We start from the raw sequence: 23,724 nt of genomic DNA, 5'->3' as shown, positions 1-23,724 counted from the left end.
GTTCTTTTTTCGGTTAACTTCACATATACAAATATAAAGGAATATTCTGACATATAGTCAATTAAATGCTTGGTAATATAGGTGAAAAGATATGTTATATATCATAATGTAAGTAGATAGGAGTTTTTCGCTCCTGTTTAGGCTTGGTCTTATGTTAAACTGATTCAGCGGGTGGGTAATTGGCTTTTATGTAAGAGAACAACCTTTTAAGTGAGAATGGTGAAAAAAAATCCCCTGTCGGCACGCCGACAGGGGATTCTGTCATTAATCAAATTGTCTCTCAACTCGAAAACTAGCAGTTTTTTAGTCTTTCAATTTCGCGATGATGAAGTCACGGTTCAAGCGGGCGATGTTGCTGATAGAAATGTTCTTCGGACATTCAGCCTCGCAAGCGCGAGTGTTGGTACAGTTACCGAAGCCCAGCTCGTCCATCTTGGACAACATGGCTTTTGCACGACGCAAAGCTTCCGGTTTACCTTGCGGGAGCAAGTTCAACTGGCTGACCTTTGCAGAAACGAACAACATGGCAGAACCATTCTTACATGCAGCTACACAAGCACCGCAACCGATACAGGAAGCGGCATCCATAGCTTCGTCAGCGATAGGTTTTGCAATCAGGATAGCGTTGGCATCCTGAGGAGCACCTGTGCGGACGCTTACATAGCCACCGGCCTGCATAATCTTGTCATAGGCAGTACGGTCTACCATCAAGTCCTTGATAACAGGGAACCCTGCCGAACGCCAAGGTTCAACAGTGATTGTGTCACCGTCGTTGAAACGGCGCATATAAATCTGGCAAGTAGTAGCACCTGTTGCAGGACCGTGCGGATGTCCGTTGATATACAGGGAACACATACCGCAGATACCTTCGCGACAGTCATGGTCGAATACGATAGGTTCTTTTCCATCGCTGATTAACTGTTCGTTCAGGATATCCAGCATTTCAAGGAATGAAGTATCACCGGGGATATCCTTCATTTGGTAGGTTTCAAAAGCACCTTTAGCCTTCGGGCCGGCCTGGCGCCATACCTTCAGTGTAAATGATATATTCTTATCCATTTTCTTCTAATTCTTTTTAATGTTTAACTTCACCGATTAGCTCTTGTAGTTACGGGTCTGAACCTTGATAGCTTCGTAAACCAACGGTTCTTTGTACAATACCGGAGCCTTTTCATCGTCGCCCTGATATTCCCAGCATGCTACGTAGAAGAAGTTTTCGTCATCACGTTTTGCTTCTCCTTCTTCGGTCTGGTATTCTTCGCGGAAGTGACCACCACAACTTTCGTTACGGTTCAATGCATCGTAAGCAACAAGCTCACCCATAGTGATGAAGTCGTACAGACGGATTGCTTTGTCAAGCTCTACGTTCATTCCTTCTTTAGAACCAGGGATAAACAGATTAGTTTCGAATTCCTTGCGGATTTCTTTCAGTGCGGCGATACCTTTCTTCAAGCCTTCTGCCGTACGTCCCATACCTACGTATTCCCACATGATGTGCCCCAGTTTCTTGTGGATAGAATCAACTGATTCCTTACCTTGGATGCTCATGAACTTGTCAATCTTAGCCTGAACCGCCTTTTCTGCTTCAGCAAATTCGGGAAGGTCAGTAGAGAAACGAGGAACAGTAATCTGGTCTGCCAGGTAGTTCTGGATAGTGTAAGGCAATACGAAGTAACCGTCAGCGAGACCTTGCATCAATGCAGAAGCACCGAGGCGGTTTGCACCGTGGTCGGAGAAGTTACATTCACCGATAGCGAACAGTCCCTTGATAGTGGTTTGCAGTTCGTAGTCTACCCAGATACCACCCATTGTATAGTGGATAGCCGGATAAATCATCATCGGATTATAATATTTCACCCCATTGATTTCTTTTGCCAGTTCGCCCGGGTTGACATCAGTGATTTCTTCGTACATATCGAAGAGGTTACCGTAACGTTGAAGAACAACGTCAATGCCCAAACGGTTGATGGCTTCAGAGAAATCGAGGAATACAGCCAAGCCGGTATTGTTTACACCGAAACCTGCGTCGCAACGTTCTTTGGCGGCACGGCTGGCAACGTCACGCGGAACGAGGTTACCGAATGCCGGATAGCGGCGTTCCAAGTAATAGTCGCGGTCTTCTTCAGGAATATCGCTTCCTTTGATTTCGCCTTTTTGGAGTTTCACTGCGTCTTCTTTCTTCTTCGGAACCCAGATACGACCGTCGTTACGGAGAGATTCGGACATCAGAGTCAGTTTGGACTGTTTGTCACCGTGTACCGGGATACAAGTCGGGTGAATCTGAACATATGCAGGGTTAGCGAATACAGCGCCTTTGCGGTAACAAGAGATGGCAGCCGTACAGTTACAACCCATAGCGTTGGTAGACAGGAAGTAAGCGTTACCGTAACCACCGGTAGCGATAACTACGGCGTGAGCGGCGAAACGTTCCAGTTTACCTGTGATTAAGTTTTTAGCGATGATACCGCGGGCACGTCCGTCAACGATGACAACGTCCTGCATTTCGTAACGTGTGTACAGTTTTACAGTACCTACGTTCACCTGACGGCTCAGTGCGGAGTAGGCGCCCAGCAACAACTGCTGACCTGTCTGACCTTTAGCATAGAAAGTACGTGATACCTGGGCACCACCGAAAGAACGGTTGTCCAGCGTACCGCCGTATTCGCGGGCAAAGGGAACACCCTGAGCCACACATTGGTCGATGATAGCGTTGGATACTTCAGCCAGACGATATACGTTAGCTTCGCGGGCACGGTAGTCACCGCCTTTTACTGTATCGTAGAACAGACGGTAAACGGAGTCGCCATCATTTTGATAATTCTTAGCAGCATTGATACCACCCTGTGCAGCGATAGAGTGTGCACGGCGCGGAGAGTCCTGGATACAGAAGTTGAACACTCTGAAACCCATTTCACCGAGTGAAGCAGCGGCAGAAGCACCTGCCAGACCCGTACCCACAACGATGATATCCAAACGACGCTTGTTAGCGGGGTTCACCAATTTCTGGTGAGCTTTATAGTTAGTCCATTTCTCAGCCACTGGGCCTTCCGGAATCTTTGAATCTATCTTGATCATAATATTATTTACAATTTAATCATTTACAATATCCTATTTAGCAAGCACCGCCGCAAATCAGCGTTTTCACGAAGAATACCACTACTACGAGGGCGAAACCGAGTACAACAATTGTAGAGTAGATGTTGGAGATGCATTTCCAACGGCTAATCCATACTTTGTTGTTCCATCCCAGTGATTGCATGGAGCTCCAGAAACCGTGAGTCAGGTGGAACCACAGCGCAAACAGCCAAACGAGGTAAAGAACTACGTAAACCGGGCAGGAGAAAGTCTGCTGGATGTGATAAGCGCCGTTAGCGGCATAAGCCAGCGTCAGTGTGTCAGCGTGCATGCCCATGTTGTGCATCAGTTCCGGCAACTGCATTTTTGCCCAGAAATTGAAGAGGTGCAGGCCAAGACCTACGATTACGATAATACCCAACACCAGCATGTTCTGGGAAGCCCATTCTACAGTTTTAGGCTTGTCGGTCACTGCATAGCGTTCGCTACCACGCGCTCTGCGATTCTGCATTGTCAGCCAGAATGCGTAGATGATGTGAATGATGAAAAGAGCAGCCAATCCTGCGGTAGCCACTAACGCATACCAGTTTGCTCCCAGGAATTCACAGATCATGTTGTAACCATCAGCCGAGATGATTGCAACCAAGTTCATCGCCATGTGAAATGTTAGAAACAGGACAAGGGCGATACCGGTAACGCTCATCACCACTTTCCTTCCTACAGATGAATTACTTAACCACATAAATGATTGAATTTAAATTATTTAATTGTTAGAACTAAAATTTCGACGTTTTACACCTCTTACAGTCTGCAAAAATAGGGGAAATAGATTGATTGAGCAAGGAATTAAAGAAATAATTCCTTAATCGGCAATCTTTCCGATTTTTTCACCGCTGGCTGCCTTCTTGCGCAGCGCGCGGGGAGTGTCGCCAAAAGAGTCTTTGCAGAAGTGCGCAAAGTGGGACAGGGAATCGAATCCGTATCGGTTGCAGATTTCCGTTATGCGCATTTTAGTGTGTTGAAGGTCTTCCAGGATACCTTCTCGCTTCTTCTCCAGTATCCATTCGTACACAGGTACACCGTAGAGGTTCTTGAAAAGCCGGCGGAAAGTAGTGGTGGTATAACCGCCCAGATGTGCAAATTCTTCTACGTTCTTCACAGTGCTGTAATTTTGCATCACGAAGTAATGGAAACTTTCCGTGTAGGTGCTGATAGGGTAGAAGAAAGAACTTAATTGCGGCAAGGGGTAGAAGTTGGTAATCAGGAAAACCAGCTCTTTGCACTTCAGCTCAATGTATTTGCTGCAAGGGGATTCCTCATTGAGGAATTCGGGCATACTGGTGATTAGATGAAAGAGCCTTTCGCTCATAATCATCGGAGTATAGGTGAGAGGGGCTTCTGCTTGTTCCATCACTTCCTTGTAACGGTCTTCGCAAAGCAACGGCAGTTCGTTGAACCAGTACACAATGTATTCGACATCTGTAAGTGCCAGAATTTCTATCTTTGAGCCGATGGCTTGCAGGATGAACTGTTTTTCACGCAATATGTTTCCCGGATATTCTTCGCTATTGATAAGCAGCTCGCCTTTTATCATAAAAATCATACAGTTTTGCGTACACTTATCCTTCGGGATATGCTCTCCCTTAGGTAAGTTTTTATGTGCAAGGATGTTCTCTGCGGCTCTGGGGCATCCTTCACAGTTTGTATATTGTATGCAAAAAGAATCTCCTGGCATGAGTTTTATTTCATGAATTGTTATCTTCGGGGAACAAAGATAAGCTTTTTTGCGGAAAATGAAATGTTTTCTTGTATTTATGTTTCAGTGAAATGTTTTATATGATTCTTGATTTGTTTCAGATAATCCGAAGGAGAAACACCGAACTCATCTTTAAAACATTGGCGGAAATATCCTGTACTGTTCATTCCTACCTTGTAAGCAATTTCGGAAATGTTGTATTTTCCTTCAAGTAATAAGCGTTCCGCATTCTCCATTTTTACTTTTCGGATGTATTCATTGGTCGACAGTCCGGTCAACGCTTTCATTTTCCGGTAAAGGGTAGAACTACTCATACACATCTTATCTGAAAGGTAAGTGATATCAATCTTTTCCGAGGAAAGGTTCTCTTCAATTAATTGTGTAATCCTTCCGATAAATTCATTGTCAAGTTTACTCAGCGCTTCGGTAATCAGCGTACGTTTCTCATTTAAGGCTGTATGACTGTTTGGAGTAGGCTGCGACTGGAATTGTGCAACCAGTTTCTTCCTTGATTCAAGCAGATTATTGATGCGGCTGCGCAGCAACGAAGCACTGAACGGCTTCGTCAGATAAGAATCTGCCCCTACCTCGTATCCTTCTTCCTTGTCCTGCAAGGAATCTTTCGCGGTCAACAGTATGATAGGAATATGGCTTGTACGTACATCATCTTTCAACTGCCGGCATAGCGTGATACCGTCCATGACAGGCATCATAATATCGCTGACTATAATATCGGGAATATGGTCGAGAGCCTGTTGTTTCCCTTCTTCGCCATTGTTGGCTGTGATGACTTCAAAAGAATCTGAGAAAGACTCGGCAATGTAGTTTTGTATTTCCTCATTATCTTCTACAATCAACAGGATAGGTTTGCCGCTATCCATTGCTGCATCCTGTATATCTTTCGAGACAGCATCCCGCCTTTCTTCCTTTTCAGCCAGTTCTGTTGAATCGGTGTGTAACGCATTTGGGTAGATATTATCCGTCAGCAGACTGATATAGAAAGTACTCCCTTCGTTTTGCGTACTCTCAACGCGAATTTCCCCTTCATGCAGTTCCACGAGATTTCTGACCAAAGCTAGTCCGATACCTGTTCCGGACGCCTGATGCGAACCGCTTTCCTGATAATAACGGTCGAAAATATGCGGCAGAGCCTCGGCTGAAATTCCGTATCCGGTATCGCTGACTTTAATCTCCGTATAAGCCACTTCATTGCGTGCCGTTTGATAAAGACTCAGTGTGATGCATCCCTGTTCTGTATATTTGATAGCATTGGAAATCAGATTATCCAGAATAATGGTAACGATTTCCTTGTCAAAGAAAAGAAGCATCTCCTCTTTTTCTATCTGAATCCGGAAGTCAATCTTTGTTTTCTGGTTGAGTTCCTTGTATTTAAGCCCTGTCTCGTAGATAAGAGGTGCAATATTGCCTTTGCAGACACATAGTTTCTTGTTCTGCGTCTCCGTCTTGCGGAACTCCAATATCTGGTTAATCAGATTGAGCAACCGGAGCGCACTTTGATGAATGACGGACAACTTCTGCGCCTGTTTCACCGGAAGGGACTGGTCTTTCTGCATATCTTCCAGAGGGCCGAGAATTAATGTCAACGGTGTGCGTAGCTCATGGGTGATATTTGTGTAGAAACGCAGACGTTCCTGGTTCAACTCCTGTTCTTGTTCGTGGTTCTTTTTCTCTAGTGTGTAGAGACTTTCCAAATCCAGCTTCTTCTTGTAAGCGTGCAGAATAAGGTAGATGATGCTGATAGATACCAGTATATAGACTAGCTTCGCCCACCACGTCAGCCAAAGAGGGGGATTAATCCGGATGGTGAGCGAAGTCGCTTCGTCCGGCCATTCCTGGTTATGCACCCGCGCCTTGATAAGGAACTCATATTTCCCCGGCGGGATATTCCGGAAAGTGACGCTGTTGTTCTCGTTGACGGTGTACCATGAGTTTTCGAGCCCTTTCAGCATATAGGCATACTCCATTTGGTTGACAAGGGAGTAGTTCTGTACATTGAATGTCAGGCTGAATGTATTCTGGGCATGGGTCAGTTCCACTTCTTTTCCTTCCAATAGGGAGACAAAGGTGTCATTGTTCTCCTGATTGTCCAGCCGCTCGAATATTTTCATTTCCGTGATGATAGCCGGTGGCGTTTTAAGTTCGCTCATCGTGATGTTGGGAGTGAAGCAGCACACGCCGTTGATAGAGCCGAAGTAGATAGAACCGTCCATATTCCTTGCTACACTGGCACTCATGAAGCTTCCGGCAGGCACATCGTCTGAGTGACCGTAGTAATAGAAACAATCTTTCTTCGTCACATAGCAGCCGATACCTTTGTTGCTGCTGAACCAGATATTTCCTGCCTGGTCTTCGGTGATGGCTTGGATGCACGTATTGACGAGCCCGTCTTTACGCTGGTAAGTCTTGTAATCCGAATCGCTTGCAGGGTTGAAACATACTAATCCGTCTCCGGTAGCTATCCACATTCTTTTTTGTTTGTCCCGATAGATATGATTGATAGTGTTGGAGCAGAAGCCCTCTCTTTGGATATACTTCTTGACCAAGTGGAAATCCGGTGAATAAACCCCCATTCCATCGCCGAATGTACCAATCCAAAAACGTCCTTTGTCATCCTGTGCGATGCTTCGGATGAAGTTGCCGTGCAGTTCGCTGTTGCCGGTGTGGTAATGTTGAATGACTTCCATATTGTCGGGATTGTAGACGAATATCCCTTCACTGCATCCTATCCAGATACGGTGCTGGTTGTCTTCGTAAAAGGCACGGACATCCAGATTCGATTTACCCATTGGGGAGATTGAACGGAATGTCTTTGTCCGGGTGTTATAATGGCTGATACTTCCTTGAAAAGCGCCGAACCATAGATTGTCTCTGGAATCACGGAAAGCGCTCAGCACAGAGTTTGCCTGTAAATCTCCCGTCTCTTTCTTATAAATGGCAATCCGTCTGTTATTCTCAAAAACATTGATTCCGCCGCCGTCCGTACCTACCCACAGACGCCCCTGCCTATCAGCGCAGATACTGCTTACCACCTTATTGTTCAGACTGTTCTCATTGTCGGGGATAGGAGAATAATCAATAGTCGTGAATAAAGAGGGCTCACTGCTGATAAAGTTGATGCCGCCACCCCATGTTCCAATCCAAATGTTATTGAAAGAATCCTGATAGATATACCGCACACTGGCATTGGAGAGACTACGGTTGTCATCCCCTTCCCGGAGGAATTCGAAAGTAATCTGTCTGGGTGAAAAGAACTGGCTCTGCTTCAGGTCGAGTATGGCGATACCGTTCAATTCGGACGCAATCCATAATTTATTATCATTCAGTTGCTTGATAGAGAAGATGCGGCTGGAGAGTGTACCATGTTTGTCGTTCGGATTCTGACGGAAGGTTATAAAGTTTTGGGTCGTGGCATTATAGAGGGCCAGACCGTTGTCTGTCCCAAGCCATATATTTCCGTTATTGTCTTTTAGTATAGTCCGTACATCATTCCCAGGCAGGCTGTTGGGATTGTCCGGTTCATTTTTGAAGTTCCTTACACTCTTGTCTTTCAAGGAAAGTATGCTGAAACCTCCGTTCACATGTCCGATATAAAGATTGTCGTCTCCACCATCTAATACGGTCCATGTCTGTTCGCAGCCTAATGCCGGAACGGTTGTCTTGTTGTAATGCGTGAACTGTCCGGTGGTAGTATTGAGATAGTCTATGCCTCTATAATAAGTACTTATCCATAATCCGTCCATACTTTCTGTGGAAGCGGCTATATCCGTGACATCGTTTGTTATCAGGCTATGCGGATTCTGCGGGTCATGCTGATAAGCGGTAAATGTCAGCGAATGATAATTGTAGGCATTTAACCCGTCACGTTGCGTAGCAATCCATACAATGGGACGTTCCGGGTCGGCATATATCCGGTTAAGTTCATTCCCGGTGATACTTTGGGAATTCTTGGACGGGTCGTTCTTATAAAAGGTGATGAAACGGGTGCCGTCAAACTTATTGAGCCCTTCTTCCGTGGCAAACCACAGGAACCCTTGCTTGTCCTGCGCGATACTGACTACATAATTATTAGAAAGTCCTTGCTCAATACCCAACCGTTTTACAGAATAAGGTTGCGCTATCAGTTGGGAGACTGATAATAAAGACAGGAAAAGAAATAAAGTGCCAAACGCAATGTGTTTTCTCATAACTCGTGCCTATTCGTTTCATTTACAGGTTCAAAAATAGGAATAAATATTTTATTTAGCGTATGTAAATCGTGCATTGCATGATTTGTGATGCTTCTCTGCATGATTTTTATCTGTTTTTATAATAGGAATGGTCTAAATTTGTGATGTCGATTTAAAATATTCATATATAGATAAATCGTACTAAGACAATATTAATCATTAAATACTAATTATTATGAAAGCTAAATTGTTGCATGGCACGGTTTTGTGGACTTTCCTTTCGGCTACGGCCTTATTGGTTGGATGCAGTGATGATAAAGACTACAAAGATGTAGATGGACAGTCTCCAACTCTTGAATTAACTTCCGGACATATCCGTACTTTGACAGGATATGAATTTAAAATTACCGGTAAGATAGCGGATAAGGACGGTATCCGTTCAATTAGATTACAATCTGATGAACTTTATCTGGATAAAACGATTGAATTGCTGGCTCTTTATTCTGAACCATTGTATGAATATAACCTGAATTATGGTTTCACTATTCCTGAGAAGACTAAAGGGGAGAGTTTCAGTGTAAAGATAACTGTAACCGACCTGGGCGGACGCACTGTAGAGGATGATGTATTGATAACAATGGATGGTGATTATACAGAGCCGGTTTTAAAACCTTCTATCGGTCTTCTGAGTGATAATATAAATATTGTATTATCTGAAGGAACTTCTAAAACTTTCTGGTTTACAGCGGAGGATAATAAAGAATTGGATTATCTGGAGTTGGCTGTCCCCGATTTGGATATTTTGGAACATGTAGATGTTGAAGGAGAAGATTTGAAAAAAGGAACATTGAAAACTACCATAGTCTTTCCTTCTGACAAAACAGGGACTTACACTTTAGTAATACGTGCTGTTGATGCTTTGGGCAATGTTGCGGAGAAGAATTATTCAGTACTTGTTTCCAGAGTGAAAGATTATGAGAACATGTATTTGGTTGATTTTGAGGGAACAGATACTAAGTTGCTTACAGGGAATGACGTATGGGGAGTTCCAATGCCCATAGAACGTGTTGCAAACTTTACTTATAAGGCTCGTTGCTATTCACCTGCGGCAAATACTCCGATTCGTTTTATTACAAGTAAATATAGTTTTAGTATCTGCTTTGGTGACGATATAAATAATCCGGGAAAATTAACAGGTATCTCTGGAGATATACAACCGATTATTTTGCCGGAAAAGGGTTATTATGAAATAAACTTCAATACTGAAGAGGGAGTTTATGAAGTAGAAGCTTATGATCCGGGAGTACCGGTGATTGACGGACTCAAAATGGGCTTTGTCGGTGGATGGTTTGATAATGCCAAAGGCTGGGACGGACCTAAAAATGTGTATGAATTGACTCAGGATTCTGATAATCCACATTGTCTTACCGCTGAACTGACTTGGAGTAAACAAGACTCTTTTGATGTAACAATAACTCCTTATAGTGCAGCGGGTGACTGGTTGGAACCCGGCTGGCGGTTTGATGGTAAAAATGAATCATTTGCAACAGGTGTCAATGACTCATCGAAAAAGGTGCCGGTAGGTACATACACTTTTATCTTTGATACACATCTTGTTCAGTCTAAGTTGTTGAAGAAATAATTAAAATAATGCTATAAAAACATGAAGCGATATCTATTTTTGTTATTATCGTTCTTTACGCTGAGCCTTTATGCTCAGCAGGGAAGTCTGACTGGTACTGCTATTGCAGCGAGTGATAAGGAACCAATGATTGGTTTGACTGTTTTGGTGAAAGGTACGACCAATGGAACTGTTACTGATTTGGATGGAAATTACACATTGGCTAATGTTTCCGGGGATGCGACTATTGTGTTCTCCATGATCGGGTATAAGACGCAGGAAATCAGAGTCAATGGGAAAAGCATAATCAATGTCGTGATGGAGGACGATACACAAGCTTTGGAGGAAGTTGTTGTTATCGGTTATGGTGCTGTGAAAAAGAGCGATCTGACAAGTTCTATATCTGCCATCAAGGGCGATGAACTGAGGAAGTTGGCTGGTGGTAACGCGATGAATGCTTTGCAGGGAAAGATTAATGGTGTACAGATTACTGGTGGCGGCGGTCCGGGAACTTCACCTCGTGTCATTATCCGTGGTGTATCTACTGTCAATGGTTCTGACCCATTATATGTAGTGGATGGAATGCCGGTGGGAACTAATATTAATTTTCTCGATCAGAATGATATTGAATCTATGCAAGTTCTGAAAGATGCCTCTGCAGCAGCTATTTACGGTACACGTGGGTCTAATGGTGTTGTCCTTATTACTACCAAGAAAGGTAAAAAGGGAGCTACTCAGTTTGGTTTCTCTGCTTCTGCCGGGTTTCAGACACTGAAAAAGCCGGATATGGCAAAAGCTTCCGAGTACGAATATGTGTTTAAGGCGCGTTATATCAATGATAATGCCGAACCGCGTTACAATAGTAAAGAGAATATTACCGACGCAGAAGGCACGGACTGGTGGGATGAAAGTATGAAGAAGACAGCATTGATTCATAATTATAACTTTAATTTCTCGGGTGGTACGGATAAATTGCTCTATTCGGCTAATATCGGTTACTTCGGACAAGACTCGCAATATACTGTTGGTAACTGGCAGAAGCTGACTGCACGTTTCAGTATGGAGTATACTTTTAATAGCATAGTGAAAGCGGGTATTGATTTCACTCCGAAATATGAGAATTGGACAGATACTCCAAATCTGTTGGGGAACATAATGGCTATGGATCCGACTACTCCTATCATGCGTTCTCAAAGCGAGTGGACTACTAATGTATACGATAATTACGCACGTTCCAGCAATAATTTGGTATGGAATCCGGTTGCGCAGTTGGCACGTATGGACAAACACAGCGATGAATATGGTTTATTGGCCAATCCTTATGTAAACATTGAACCGGTTAAGGGGTTGGTAATCCGTTCACAGTTCGGTGTGAACGCCCGCTTCCGTATTTCGGATGAATTCACTCCTGCTTTCAATATAGATACGTTGGAGAAATCCGATTACAGTAAAGCCTATCGTAAGACGGATAATTGGGTAGACTGGAACTGGACAAATACGGTAAACTGGATTAAGAGCTTCAACCGGAAGCACAATTTGAATGTGATGGCCGGATATACGATGGAACGTTTTCAGGAATATTGGTTGGAAGGCTCCAAGGAACGTACGCCTACTAATGAAGAGAACCTGCACTATGTTTCGGCTGGTACACAGAATCCACAAACAGCAGGTGTAAATGCGTATTCTTCATTGATTTCTTATTTAGGTCGTGTGATGTATAATTATAACGATCGTTATTATCTGACTGCTTCTATTCGTGTGGACGGTTCTTCCAAATTTATGAAAGACAACCAGTATGCAACTTTTCCTGCAGTGTCTGCAGCGTGGCGTATTTCTGAGGAACCATTTATGAAGCGGCAGCATATATTTGATAATTTGAAGATTCACGGCGGATGGGGACGTGTAGGAAATCAAAATATTGACAATTCTGCTTATCAGTCCACTATCGGGGCTGCAGACTATGTTTTCGGTGGCAATCGTGAAATAGGTACGGCGGTAGGCTCAATAGGTAACTCGTTGATTAGATGGGAGACTGTAGAAGATTACAATGTCGGTATTGATATGGCATTCTTGAAAAAACGTTTGTCGGTAACTGCAGAATGGTTCCGTAAAGAATCTCATGATATGTTACTGAAAAAGGACAATATGCTGATATTGGGTTTCCCGATGTGGAACGGTCAAATGTGGGAAAATGTAGGTAAGATGAGAGCTACCGGTTGGGAACTTTCTGTCAATTGGGAAGATCGCAAAGGTGATTTCGATTACGGGATTGGTGTGAACTTGTCTTCTGTCAAGAACAAAGCTATTAAATTATTGGGTTCTACTCCGATTAATGCCGGTAGTTTCAATGGAGATTACATCATCCGCAATGAAGAAGGGGGCGAGATTAGTCGTTTCTACGGATATATAGCTGACGGAATTTTCCAGAACTGGACGGAGGTGAATGCACATACTGATGAATATGGTACGCGGATTCAGCCGAATGCACAACCGGGAGACATTCGTTTCAAGGATTTGAATCATGACGGAAAGTTGGATGACAACGACAAGACTTTCATTGGAAATGCGTTCCCTGATCTGATGATTGGTATTAATGCCCGTTTATCATGGAAAAACATAGACTTTGCAGCCAACTTCTACGGAACGATAGGGAACGATGTGTACAATACGACCAAAGGACGTCACTCGGGTGTATCTGGTGAGAATGTATATGCTGGAACTTATAATGCTTCCTGGCATGGTGAAGGGACAAGTTATGATTTGCCTCGCCTGTCCTATAATGACGCTAACCAGAATTGGACCCGTGTTTCTTCTTTCTATGTGGAAGACGGTTCTTATTTACGCTGCAAACAATTGCAGATAGGATATACATTGCCGAAGAAATGGACAAAGAAGATTTCATTGCGCCTTTCTTTCTCGGCACAGAATCCGTTTACTATTACCGGATATTCAGGAATGGATCCTGAAGCGGCAGCTTTGGGTACTGAGGGAAAAGTGACAGAGTCGGGTATTGACTGGGCGGGATATCCCAACCCGCGTACATACCTTTTGGGAATCAACATGAATTTCTAATGTTATTAACGGAGATAAGAATATGAAAAAATATATTTTAGGCTTGGTTATAGCCGCTTCTACATTATCCTTGACCGGCTGTTCTGATTTTTTGGATACACCTGTACTTGGACAGCAGGATTTAGGTGAGTATTTTATCAATGAAGATCAATGTAAGCAACAGATTACAGGGTGTTATCAGTCCATATTTTGGGATGACTGGTGGCAGGTACAGAAGTTTTACCTGTGTGGTGACATGTGCACGGATGATATGTGGGTAGGTAATACAGGTGAGGATCAGGGTGCTTACGAAGATTTGGCCTTCTTTACGGGAGATGCTTATGGTGGGGGAGAATGTAGCCAGAACTTCTGGCAATACCGTTACAAAGGTATATTACGATGTAATATTGCAATTGAAAGAATACCGGGTGTAGAGTTTGAAGATGAATCGTTAAGAGACCGTTATGTGGCTGAGGCAAAGTTCCTGCGTGCTTATCAATACTTTGATTTGGTGAGATATTTTGGTGGTGTACCTATGGTGTTGGGAATGAAGATGCCTGTTGAAGTAGAAGGTATTCAGCGTGCTTCTACAGCAGAGGTATATACTCAGATTGAGAATGACCTGAAAGATGCTGCGGGCATCCTGCCGGTTAAAAGTGAATATTCCGGTGCAGATTTGGGCCGTGCGACCAAAGGGGCGGCACAAGGCTTGTTGGCGAAAGTTTATCTCTATCAAGAGAAATATGAAGAAGCAGAAGATATGTTGGAGCAAGTGATGGGATTGAACGGCCATGCGTCACAAGGGTATGATTTATTAGATGATTTTGGAGATGTATGGAGCATATCTCATAACAACAGCGTCGAATCTTTGTTTGAAGTACAGACTAATAGTGACATAGCTTATAATTTAGGACTTAGAATGCCTGTCGTTTGTGGTTCTCGTGATGATGGAGGCTGGGCATGGGGACTGCCTACTAGCAATCTCGAAGAAGCTTTCAAAGATGCAGGTGATGATATTCGTTTGAAATGGACTATTATTAAAGATAAAGCGACAAGCGTACCAGGCGATTCTCACTGGTCGGCTACTGTACCTTATTCGGTTTCTACTACTTCGCATAAATCAGGTCGTGTGACCCGTAAGGTGTACATTCCTCATAGCCAACGTCCGGAACCTTATGATGCATCTCATAATCCGTTGAACTATCGTATTTTGCGTTATGCGGACGTGTTGTTGATGTATGCTGAGGTTGAAAATGCATTGGGAGATGACGGACAGGCCCGCTGGGCATTGAATAAGGTAAGAGACCGTGTTGAACTGGACCCGGTAGAATCAGATGGAACTGCTCTTCGTGACGCCATACGCCGGGAACGTCGTCTTGAACTGGCTTTGGAGAATCAGCGGTTGTTTGATATCCGTCGTTGGAAGAATGATAGTGGTAAGTCTGTAATGAGTGATATTATGGGACCGAATGGCTCATTTGTAAAATATAATACAGAAGAGTCTGCCGATCCATATGAAGTTGGTAATCAAAAAGAGAGTAGCTCTAAAGGGCGCAACTTCAAGGAAGAGCGTGACTTAGTGTTCCCAATTCCTACAACAGAGATTACCCAGAGTAATGGTAGCATAGTACAGAATCCCGGATATAATTAATTAAATCATTATGAAACACAGAAATTTATTTATAGGACTTTCATGCATGGCGGCAGGGCTCTGCGCATGTAATGACGAATATACATTCGTGCCGGAATATGAAGTTAAGTTGCCGACTGATACTACTATCAATGTAACTATTGACGCTTCAACAGTATATCAGACTATTGATGGTTTTGCTTCTTCCGATGCATGGGATATGGAGTATGTGGGTAAATATTGGAGTACTTCCAATAAGGAAGCTATTGCCAGATTGCTTTTCTCCTGCGACGTTGACGATAAAGGAAATTCATCAGGCATCGGCCTGTCCATGTGGCGGTTTAATTTAGGAGGAGGTTCTGAAGAACAAGATGATGCGAGTGGTATTGTCTCAGATAAGAAAGAGCGTCGTGTCGAGTGCTTCCTGACAGGTGCAAACGGTGGTTATGACTGGTCTAAGTCTGCCGGACGAAGATATTTCATGGAAAAAGCAAAAGAGTATGGTTGTGAGTCGTTTGTGCTGTTCAGTAATACGCCGCCTGTGTATTATACCTATAATGGTCAGGCGCGTTCAGACAAAGGAGCCTGGAGTAATTTAAAACCGGAACATTATGATGATTTTGCTGACTTTTTAGCTACTTGTGCCAAGCATTTTGTGGATGAAGGCTACAATATAAGCCATATTAGTCCGGTTAATGAACCTCAGTATAACTGGAATGGAAATGAGCAAGAAGGTTCTGCCTGGCAGAACACGGAAGTGGCAACACTAGCTAAGGCGCTAGATGCAAGTCTGACGGCGAAGGGGTTGACTGATATTCAGATGCTATTGGCTGAAGCCGGAAAATGGGATTACCTTTATGGTAATGGTGATGCCGGAAGTGCCCGCGGCGATGTAATCGAAGCGTTCTTTAATCCCGGTAACACGGATACTTATATCGGTGATTTGGCTCATTTGCCAAAGTTGATTTGCGGACATAGCTATTGGTTGGATACAAACTGGAGTAATATGTATTCTGTCCGTTCTTCCGTCAAGTCAAAAGCAGAACAATACGGTTTGAAAGTCTATCAGACAGAATGGAGTATGTTGAGCGAAAACTATGAAGACTATGCTAGTTATGGAGATGCTTCTTATATGGATCTGGCTTTGAGTATGGCGAAAGTGATTCATCAGGATTTGGCTACAGCCAATGTCAGTTCCTGGTCGTACTGGACCACTTGTAGCCGTGAACGCTGGAATCAGAAGAGCCGTTTTTATCTGATTCGCCTTTCTCCCGATGGAAAAGACGGCGAAAGCTATGAGGATCTGGCTACTAACGGCACTTATAAGGCCAGCAAAAATCTTTGGGTATTGGGTAATTACAGTGCATTTGTGCGTCCAGGTTATCAGCGTATTGATTTAAAGATGGAAGAAGAAACGAAGGATTTCTTTGCTACAGCTTATATTTCACCGGAGAAAGATAAACTGGTAGTGGTATATACAAATATGACCGATAAGCGTGCGGAAATAAATAATACGTTTGAAGGATTAGGTAAAGAAGTGGGTGGTTTTGAACAATACACTACTTCTGAAGCAAAGGACTTGAAACGTGAACCCGGCTATAATAAAGGTGTGGTACCTGCTAAAGGTATATCTACCTTTATTTATACTCTTCAATAAAATGGTTTTCAACAGGTATTAGATTAGACTATGAAAGGTAAAACGCTCTTAGCCGCTTTAGGCTTCTTCTCAATCGCAGGTATGGCGGGTGGATGTTCTTCCCGTCCTGCTCCCGATATCAATTTTCAGATAGAAACGGACAAACCCTGTCAAACGATGGCATACTTCAGTGCTTCCGATGCCTGGAGTATGCAATTCATTGGACTTTGGCCGCAGGAAAAGCAGAATCAGATTGCCGACTGGCTATTCAGCACCGAAAACGACGCGAACGGACAGCCGAAAGGTATCGGTCTCTCCCTCTGGCGTTTCAACGTCGGGGCAGGCAGTACTGAACAGGGCGAAGCCAGTCAGATTGCTTCCCCCTGGATGCGTGCCGAATGTTTCCTCAACGCTGACGGAACATACGACTGGAACAAGCAACAGGGACAGCGCAACTTCCTGAAACTGGCAAAGGAACGGGGAGTGAACAAATTCCTTGCTTTCTTGAACTCTCCCCCTGTGTATTATACGCAGAACGGGTTGGCTACCAATACCGGTCGTGGCGGCACGGCTAACTTGAAGCCGGACTGTTACGAAAAGTACGCCCGTTTTCTGGCAGACGTAGTGCAAGGGGTAGAAGAGCATGACGGTATCAAATTTGATTACATTTGTCCTTTCAACGAACCGGACGGGCACTGGAACTGGGTGGGGCCGAAACAGGAAGGCTGTCCGGCAACAAACAGGGAGGTAGCTCATACCGTCCGCTTGTTGAGCAAAGAGTTCGTAAACCGGAATATGGATACACAGATTCTTGTCAATGAGTCTTCCGACTACCGTTGTATGTTCCGCACTCACGAAACGGACTGGCAGCGGGGGTATCAGATTCAGGCTTTCTTTTGTCGGGATAGTGTGGATACGTACTTGGGAGATACACCGAATGTTCCCCGACTGATGCTTGGACATAGTTACTGGACTACTACGCCATTGAGCGAACTGCGCAATATCCGTTGTCAGTTGCGCGATACATTGGACAAGCATAATGTCGACTTCTGGCAGACAGAGACTTGCATCATGGGTAATGATGAAGAAATCGGCGGCGGAAACGGCTTCGACCGTACGATGAAAACTGCGCTCTATGTAGCCCGTATCATCCATCATGACATCGTATATGCCAAAGCTAAGAGCTGGCAATGGTGGCGTGCCATCGGTGGTGACTACAAAGACGGATTGATTCGTGAATACACAACGGGCGATAACTTCTTGGATGGCAGGGTAGAAGACTCCAAACTCATGTGGGCTTTGGGAAATTACAGTCGCTTTATCCGTCCGGGAGCTGTACGGTTATCCGTCTCGGCTTTCGATAAGACAGGTGCTTTGATTCCCGATGGTGATACCGACCAACAAGGATTGATGTGTTCTGCTTATAAGAATGTAGACGGAACGTATGTGATGGTAGTTATTAATTATGCCAATGAAGAAAAAGAGTTTTCTATTGATGAAGAAAAAGTAGGAAATGCACAATGGCAGATTTATCGTACTTCAGATAAAGAAGGGGAAGACTTGCTTCCGGTGGGGATAGTGAAAAGTGGAAAGATTGTTCAGATTCCGGCGCGCTCTATTGTAACTCTTCAGAACAAATAACTAAAAACGGCTTTATCTTTTTATTTCTTTTTGAAAGCTGTACATTTGTGTGTCCGTCCATTACTACGAAGGTAATGGAGGGGCACAATGCATAAAAAAGGAGGCATTTTATGGACAATAGAGGAAATATTGTCATTTATCAGACCAAGGATGGAAAAATGTCCATTGATGTGAAGTTGGAGAATGAGACGGTGTGGCTGACATTGAGTCAGATAACAGAACTTTTTGATCGTGACAAATCGGTGATATCAAGACATATAAGTAATGTGTTTAGAGAAGGTGAGCTAGACAGAAGTTCAGTTGTTGCAAAAAATGCAACAACTGCTTCTGATGGAAAGATATATCAAGTAGATTATTTCAATCTGGATGTAATTATCTCCGTCGGCTATCGTGTAAAGTCGCAACGCGGCACCCAATTTCGTATCTGGGCAAACAAAGTGTTAAAGGATTATCTGATTAAAGGTTATGCCGTTAATCAGCAAGCCAAAGCTGCTCAACTGGAAGATTTGAAGAACACCGTGCGCCTTCTTTCTAATGTCATCGAACACAAACAATTGACGTTGGATGAAGCCAATGGACTATTGCGTGTGATTACCGATTACACTTACGGTCTGGATACGCTCGATAAATATGACTATCAACAATTGGAAGTGGACTCCACTACTCCTACCTGGGAATTCCGTGCCACCTATGAAGAAGCTATGGAAGCCATTCACCTTTTGCAGGAAAAGTTCGGAAGCAGTGATTTGTTTGGAAATGAAAAGGACCAGTCATTCAAAAGTTCTATCAATACCATTTATCAGACATTCGGTGGAGAAGAACTTTATCCGAGCGTTGAAGAGAAAGCAGCGATGCTTTTACCTTGTCGTGAAGAATCATTCGTTTAGTGACGGCAACAAGCGTATTGCCGCTTTTCTGTTCCTTTGGTTTCTGGAGAAGAACGGTATATTATATAAATCCGACGGTTCGAAGTTAATCGGCAACAATACGCTAGTAGCACTTACGTTAATGATTGCCGAAAGTCGGACGGAAGAAAAGGACGTGATGGTGAAGGTAGTAATCAATTTGATTAATAAGAATAATTGAATTCAGGTCTTATTAATGAGTGATATAGATAACGAGAGATACCTCGCCACAAGGTGTCTCTCATTTACACAAAATATTTTATAGTGCCAATATCAGGGCTAATTTGCTTTCAATTTCTTCTGATACTCATCCGAATTCAATATCTCCAAAGCTTTTTGCACACTCTCATTCGTCGTATTCATTACCCGGAAATATTCGTTCATATCCCAGAGGTCACGGGCAATCAAGGCTTTGAGTTGCGTCTTGATTAGCGGGAGCGATTTCTGGTACTGCTCTTCGTTAAACTTCACGCCCTCTTTATCGCCCATTTCACGCAAAGTAGCCATCATTTCATCATCTATGATAAACTTATCATTAAATGATTCGAATTTCTTGTACTTGTTGGCTAATTCCTTCCGGTGTCCTTCGATAAACTTCATGGTGAACTTGATAACAACGCCTTTGGCTACCAGGTTGCGGTGATAATCCGTGTAGAGAGTCGTATCAATAGGCACGAAATAATCCGGCATGATGCCACCACCACCGTAAACGGTACGTCCGAGCTTCTTGGTCTGTACTTTTAATGAGTCGGGGAAGTGGATACTGTCGGCATTCATCAGCTCACCGTGGTTGAAGCGTTCTATCAAGTCCTTGTTGTAATCTGTCGAACTGTCGTAAGGCTTTTGGATGCAGCGGCCGGCGGGTGTATAATAACGGGCGATAGTCAGGCGAATCATTGAGCCGTCGGGAAGGTCGATAGGACGTTGCACCAATCCTTTGCCGAAAGAACGGCGGCCTACGATAATACCTCTGTCCCAATCCTGCACTGCTCCACTGACGATTTCACTGGCGGAAGCTGTATATTCGTCAACCAATACGATAAGGCGACCATTACGGAAGTCCCCGTTTCCTTTGGCGTAGAAATCGCTGCGCTTGGCAGTCCGTCCTTCGGTGTAGACGATTAATTCCTTTTGTTCCAGAAACTCGTTGGCGAGGTCGATGGCAGCATTGAGATACCCTCCACCGTTACCTTGCAGGTCGAGAATCATATCTTTCATTCCCTGCTTTTGAAGCTCCTTCATTGCTTTCTTGAACTCTTCGGCAGTTGTCGCTCCGAAACGGTTGATACGGATATAGCCTGTTTTGGGCTGAATCATGTAAGAGGCGTCAAGGCTGAGGATAGGTATCTTATCTCTTTTTACGGTGAATACCAAAGGGTCTTGTACACCACGGCGGACAATTTTCAGATTGACTTTGGAGCCTTTCGGGCCGCGAAGGCGTTTCATAATATCTTCCGTATTCATCTTTACTCCGGCAATGGCACTGTCGTTGACAGCGATAATGCGGTCACCGGCAAGGATGCCCACCTTTTCTGAAGGCCCGTTGCTGACAGGTTGCACCACTAGCAAGGTGTCTTCAATCATCTGGAACTGTACACCGATACCCTCAAAGTTGCCTTGTAACGGTTCGTTCATCTTCTTCACTTCTTCTGCATCCGAGTAGGTGGAGTGCGGGTCGAGTTGTGCCAGCATTTTGATAATGGCTTCTTCTACCAGTTTGTTTTCATCTACTTTGTCTACATAGAAGTTGGAGATGGCGAATTCTGCCATTTGCAGCTTGCGCATGGCAGCCGAACCGAAATTCTGAGCCTGTACGGCTGATACTGTCCACAGGCAAGCCAAAAGGACGTATATTTTAATCTTATTCATAATTTTACTTTACTCCATTCTCAGCTTATCCTCATTCCTTTGGGAATAAACTGGCTGATATCTTTATTATAGGTCAATAACTCGCGTACGATGGTGGAGCTGACGCAGGTCAGTTCGGGTTCCGTGAAGAGCAGGATCGTTTCAATGCCTGCCAGCTTGCGGTTGATATCCGCAATCGTCTCTTCGTACTCGAAATCTTTCACGGTACGGATGCCGCGGACGATGAACTGTGCTCCTACTTCCTGTGCAAAGTCAATTGTCAGACAGTCATAGGACATCACTGTGATGCGAGGTTCGTCTTTATAAAGTTCCCGAATCATTTCTTCCCTTTTCTCGATGGGGAAATACGTATTTTTGTTCTCGTTGATACCGATTCCTATCACAATCTCGTCCATAAAGGTAAGTGCACGTTCCACTACCGAATAATGTCCGATGGTGAAGGGGTCGAAAGTACCCGGGAATATTGCTCTTCTCATGATGCCAAGTCTTCTTCTATAACCAAGTTGTCTATAATAAAGTTCTGCCGTTCCATAGTATTCTTGCCCATGTAGAACTCAAGAAGCTCTTTTACTGCGTCTGTCTTGCGCAGTGTCACTTGTTCCAGGCGCATATCCTTGCCGATAAAGTGCTTGAACTCGTCCGGCGAAATTTCTCCCAATCCTTTGAATCGGGTGATTTCGGGATTCGGGCCTAATTCGTTGATGGCGTTGATGCGCTCTTCTTCGCTGTAACAATAGCTTGTTTTTTTCTTGTTGCGCACGCGGAACAAGGGAGTTTGCAGGATATATACATGCCCCTTCTTGATAAGGTCGGGGAAGAATTGCAGGAAGAAAGTAATCAGCAGCAGGCGGATGTGCATGCCGTCCACATCGGCATCGGTGGCTACGATGACTTTGTTGTAGCGCAGCCCCTCTATTCCGTCCTCTATGTTGAGAGCCGCCTGGAGCAGGTTGAACTCTTCATTTTCGTAAACCACTTTCTTTGTCAGGCCGAAAGAGTTCAGCGGCTTACCACGAAGGCTGAATACTGCCTGGGTGTTGACATCACGGCTTTTGGTGATGGAACCACTGGCGGAGTCTCCCTCGGTGATAAAGATGCAGGAGTCTTCTTCCAGCCCTTTTCCCTTCGGGTCGTTGAGGTGGATGCGGCAGTCGCGCAGTTTACGGTTGTGAAGGTTCGCCTTCTTGGCACGCTCGCGGGCAAGTTTCGTCACGCCTGCGATGGCCTTACGTTCCTTTTCCGATTCCTGTATCTTTTGCTGGATTGCTTCGGCTACGTCTGCGTGCTTGTGGAGGAAGTTGTCTACTTCCTGTTTGATGAAGTCGCCTACGTATTTGTTGACCGTCACACCACCGGGAACCATATTGGTGGAACCTAGTTTGGTTTTGGTCTGGCTCTCGAAGATAGGCTCTTCCACGTTGACGGCAATGGCGGCAACCAGTCCGTTACGGATATCGGTGTAGTCCATGTTCTTGTTGAAAAACTCCTTGATGGTACGGGCGATATGCTCCTTGAAAGCACTTTGGTGTGTACCGCCTTGCGTGGTGTGCTGGCCGTTGACGAAGGAGTAATACTCTTCTCCGTATTGTCCGGTATGGGTGAAGGCTATTTCGATGTCTTCTCCTTTCAGGTGGATAATCGGATAAAGTCCGGTGGCCGTCATGTTGTCGTTCAGAAGGTCGACGAGACCGTTGCGTGACAGGATGCGGTGTCCGTTATAGATAATGGCAAGCCCTGTGTTGAGATACGTATAGTTACGTAGCATCGTCTCGATAAATTCGGGCTTGAAACTGTAATTCAGGAATAATGTGTTGTCCGGTTCGAAGAAGATATATGTTCCGTTTTCTTCTTCAGTGTCTTGGGTGTCGTCAGTCAGCAGGGTTCCTTTGGAGAAGGTGGCCATACGTACTTTGCCGTCGCGATAACTGCGTACCTCGAAACGGGAGCTCAGTGCGTTGACGGCTTTCACACCGACACCGTTCAGTCCGACACTTTTCTTGAATGCTTTGCTGTCGTACTTGCCACCTGTATTCAGCATGCTGACGGCTTCGATCAGTTTTCCTTGCGGAATGCCTCGCCCGTAGTCGCGGACGCTGACACGAAGGTTTTCTTCCACGGTAATCTCGATTTTCTTACCGGCTTGCATTTTGAACTCGTCAATACTGTTGTCGATTACTTCTTTCAGGAGGACATAGATTCCGTCTTCGGTGTGTGCGCCGTCGCCCAGCCTGCCGATATACATACCGGGACGTGTGCGCACATGTTCCATGTCGCTCAGGTGGCGGATGTTGTCGTCAGTGTACTCTACTGCATTGTTGTTGTCTACAGGTATCAATTCGTTCTCTTTCATAGT

The 23,724-nt window shown here is 44.4% G+C and carries 13 protein-coding genes and 1 pseudogene; 6 read left to right on the top strand and 8 right to left on the bottom strand.

The window, feature by feature from the left end; translation table 11 throughout:
* Window positions 1-303 precede the first annotated feature (303 nt).
* The 5 genes from ACGHVY_RS23225 to ACGHVY_RS23205 all read right to left on the bottom strand — a co-directional run bounded on the left by ACGHVY_RS23225 (window position 304) and on the right by ACGHVY_RS23205 (window position 9,036).
* Window positions 304-1,059: a succinate dehydrogenase/fumarate reductase iron-sulfur subunit gene (locus tag ACGHVY_RS23225; RefSeq protein WP_308745031.1), complete on the bottom strand. Its 756-nt coding sequence runs from the start codon at window positions 1,057-1,059 to the stop codon at window positions 304-306.
* A 36-nt stretch (window positions 1,060-1,095) separates the two neighbouring features.
* Window positions 1,096-3,075: a fumarate reductase/succinate dehydrogenase flavoprotein subunit gene (locus ACGHVY_RS23220; RefSeq protein WP_308745032.1), complete on the bottom strand. Its 1,980-nt coding sequence runs from the start codon at window positions 3,073-3,075 to the stop codon at window positions 1,096-1,098.
* A gap of 37 nt (window positions 3,076-3,112) precedes the next feature.
* Window positions 3,113-3,817, bottom strand: coding sequence for a succinate dehydrogenase/fumarate reductase cytochrome b subunit (locus ACGHVY_RS23215; protein ID WP_308745033.1), 705 nt, complete (start codon window positions 3,815-3,817; stop codon window positions 3,113-3,115).
* A gap of 120 nt (window positions 3,818-3,937) precedes the next feature.
* Window positions 3,938-4,810: a helix-turn-helix domain-containing protein gene (locus ACGHVY_RS23210; protein ID WP_390601903.1), complete on the bottom strand. Its 873-nt coding sequence runs from the start codon at window positions 4,808-4,810 to the stop codon at window positions 3,938-3,940.
* Between the two features lie 77 nt (window positions 4,811-4,887).
* Window positions 4,888-9,036 (bottom strand): two-component regulator propeller domain-containing protein, encoded by a 4,149-nt coding sequence (locus tag ACGHVY_RS23205; RefSeq protein ID WP_390601902.1) that lies wholly within the window; start codon window positions 9,034-9,036, stop codon window positions 4,888-4,890.
* A gap of 217 nt (window positions 9,037-9,253) precedes the next feature.
* Between ACGHVY_RS23205 and ACGHVY_RS23200 the strand changes: the two genes are divergently transcribed.
* The 6 genes and pseudogenes from ACGHVY_RS23200 (at window position 9,254) to rhuM (ending at window position 19,683) form a co-directional block, all read left to right on the top strand.
* Window positions 9,254-10,660 carry a hypothetical protein gene (locus tag ACGHVY_RS23200; RefSeq protein WP_390601901.1) on the top strand — a complete coding sequence of 469 codons (1,407 nt, stop codon included), beginning with the start codon at window positions 9,254-9,256 and terminating at the stop codon, window positions 10,658-10,660.
* A 21-nt stretch (window positions 10,661-10,681) separates the two neighbouring features.
* On the top strand, window positions 10,682-13,711 hold the full coding sequence (locus ACGHVY_RS23195; RefSeq protein ID WP_390601900.1) for a SusC/RagA family TonB-linked outer membrane protein: 3,030 nt from the start codon (window positions 10,682-10,684) through the stop codon (window positions 13,709-13,711).
* Between the two features lie 22 nt (window positions 13,712-13,733).
* Window positions 13,734-15,341 carry a RagB/SusD family nutrient uptake outer membrane protein gene (locus ACGHVY_RS23190; protein WP_390601899.1) on the top strand — a complete coding sequence of 536 codons (1,608 nt, stop codon included), beginning with the start codon at window positions 13,734-13,736 and terminating at the stop codon, window positions 15,339-15,341.
* Window positions 15,342-15,351: 10 nt separating this feature from the next.
* Window positions 15,352-16,977: a glycoside hydrolase gene (locus ACGHVY_RS23185; protein ID WP_390601898.1), complete on the top strand. Its 1,626-nt coding sequence runs from the start codon at window positions 15,352-15,354 to the stop codon at window positions 16,975-16,977.
* Between the two features lie 30 nt (window positions 16,978-17,007).
* Window positions 17,008-18,597, top strand: coding sequence for a glycoside hydrolase family 30 protein (locus ACGHVY_RS23180; RefSeq protein WP_390601897.1), 1,590 nt, complete (start codon window positions 17,008-17,010; stop codon window positions 18,595-18,597).
* Window positions 18,598-18,707: 110 nt separating this feature from the next.
* A pseudogene (gene rhuM / locus ACGHVY_RS23175) lies at window positions 18,708-19,683 on the top strand (RhuM family protein).
* A 98-nt stretch (window positions 19,684-19,781) separates the two neighbouring features.
* Here the strand turns inward: rhuM and ACGHVY_RS23170 are convergent.
* The 3 genes from ACGHVY_RS23170 to ACGHVY_RS23160 are packed head-to-tail and all read right to left on the bottom strand — an operon-like array spanning window position 19,782 to window position 23,721.
* Window positions 19,782-21,371: a S41 family peptidase gene (locus ACGHVY_RS23170; RefSeq protein WP_390601896.1), complete on the bottom strand. Its 1,590-nt coding sequence runs from the start codon at window positions 21,369-21,371 to the stop codon at window positions 19,782-19,784.
* 20 nt (window positions 21,372-21,391) lie between these two features.
* Window positions 21,392-21,847 carry a pantetheine-phosphate adenylyltransferase gene (coaD, locus tag ACGHVY_RS23165; RefSeq protein WP_308745043.1) on the bottom strand — a complete coding sequence of 152 codons (456 nt, stop codon included), beginning with the start codon at window positions 21,845-21,847 and terminating at the stop codon, window positions 21,392-21,394.
* Window positions 21,844-23,721: a DNA topoisomerase IV subunit B gene (locus ACGHVY_RS23160; RefSeq protein ID WP_390601895.1), complete on the bottom strand. Its 1,878-nt coding sequence runs from the start codon at window positions 23,719-23,721 to the stop codon at window positions 21,844-21,846. Before ACGHVY_RS23160 ends, coaD begins: the two co-directional genes overlap by 4 nt.
* Window positions 23,722-23,724 lie beyond the last annotated feature (3 nt).

Origin of the sequence: Bacteroides sp. f07 (assembly GCF_042854785.1) — a bacterium.
GTDB lineage: Bacteria > Bacteroidota > Bacteroidia > Bacteroidales > Bacteroidaceae > Bacteroides.
This window is presented reverse-complemented; position numbering and strand designations above follow the sequence as displayed.

Coding starts and splice junctions, on each gene's coding strand:
- ACGHVY_RS23170 (WP_390601896.1), bottom strand. CDS start 21,371: ATGAATAAGATTAAAATATACGTCCTTTTGGCTTGCCTGTGGACAGTA.
- ACGHVY_RS23215 (WP_308745033.1), bottom strand. CDS start 3,817: ATGTGGTTAAGTAATTCATCTGTAGGAAGGAAAGTGGTGATGAGCGTT.
- ACGHVY_RS23185 (WP_390601898.1), top strand. CDS start 15,352: ATGAAACACAGAAATTTATTTATAGGACTTTCATGCATGGCGGCAGGG.
- ACGHVY_RS23225 (WP_308745031.1), bottom strand. CDS start 1,059: ATGGATAAGAATATATCATTTACACTGAAGGTATGGCGCCAGGCCGGC.
- ACGHVY_RS23210 (WP_390601903.1), bottom strand. CDS start 4,810: ATGCCAGGAGATTCTTTTTGCATACAATATACAAACTGTGAAGGATGC.
- ACGHVY_RS23220 (WP_308745032.1), bottom strand. CDS start 3,075: ATGATCAAGATAGATTCAAAGATTCCGGAAGGCCCAGTGGCTGAGAAA.
- ACGHVY_RS23200 (WP_390601901.1), top strand. CDS start 9,254: ATGAAAGCTAAATTGTTGCATGGCACGGTTTTGTGGACTTTCCTTTCG.
- ACGHVY_RS23160 (WP_390601895.1), bottom strand. CDS start 23,721: ATGAAAGAGAACGAATTGATACCTGTAGACAACAACAATGCAGTAGAG.
- ACGHVY_RS23190 (WP_390601899.1), top strand. CDS start 13,734: ATGAAAAAATATATTTTAGGCTTGGTTATAGCCGCTTCTACATTATCC.
- ACGHVY_RS23195 (WP_390601900.1), top strand. CDS start 10,682: ATGAAGCGATATCTATTTTTGTTATTATCGTTCTTTACGCTGAGCCTT.
- coaD (WP_308745043.1), bottom strand. CDS start 21,847: ATGAGAAGAGCAATATTCCCGGGTACTTTCGACCCCTTCACCATCGGA.
- ACGHVY_RS23180 (WP_390601897.1), top strand. CDS start 17,008: ATGAAAGGTAAAACGCTCTTAGCCGCTTTAGGCTTCTTCTCAATCGCA.
- ACGHVY_RS23205 (WP_390601902.1), bottom strand. CDS start 9,036: ATGAGAAAACACATTGCGTTTGGCACTTTATTTCTTTTCCTGTCTTTA.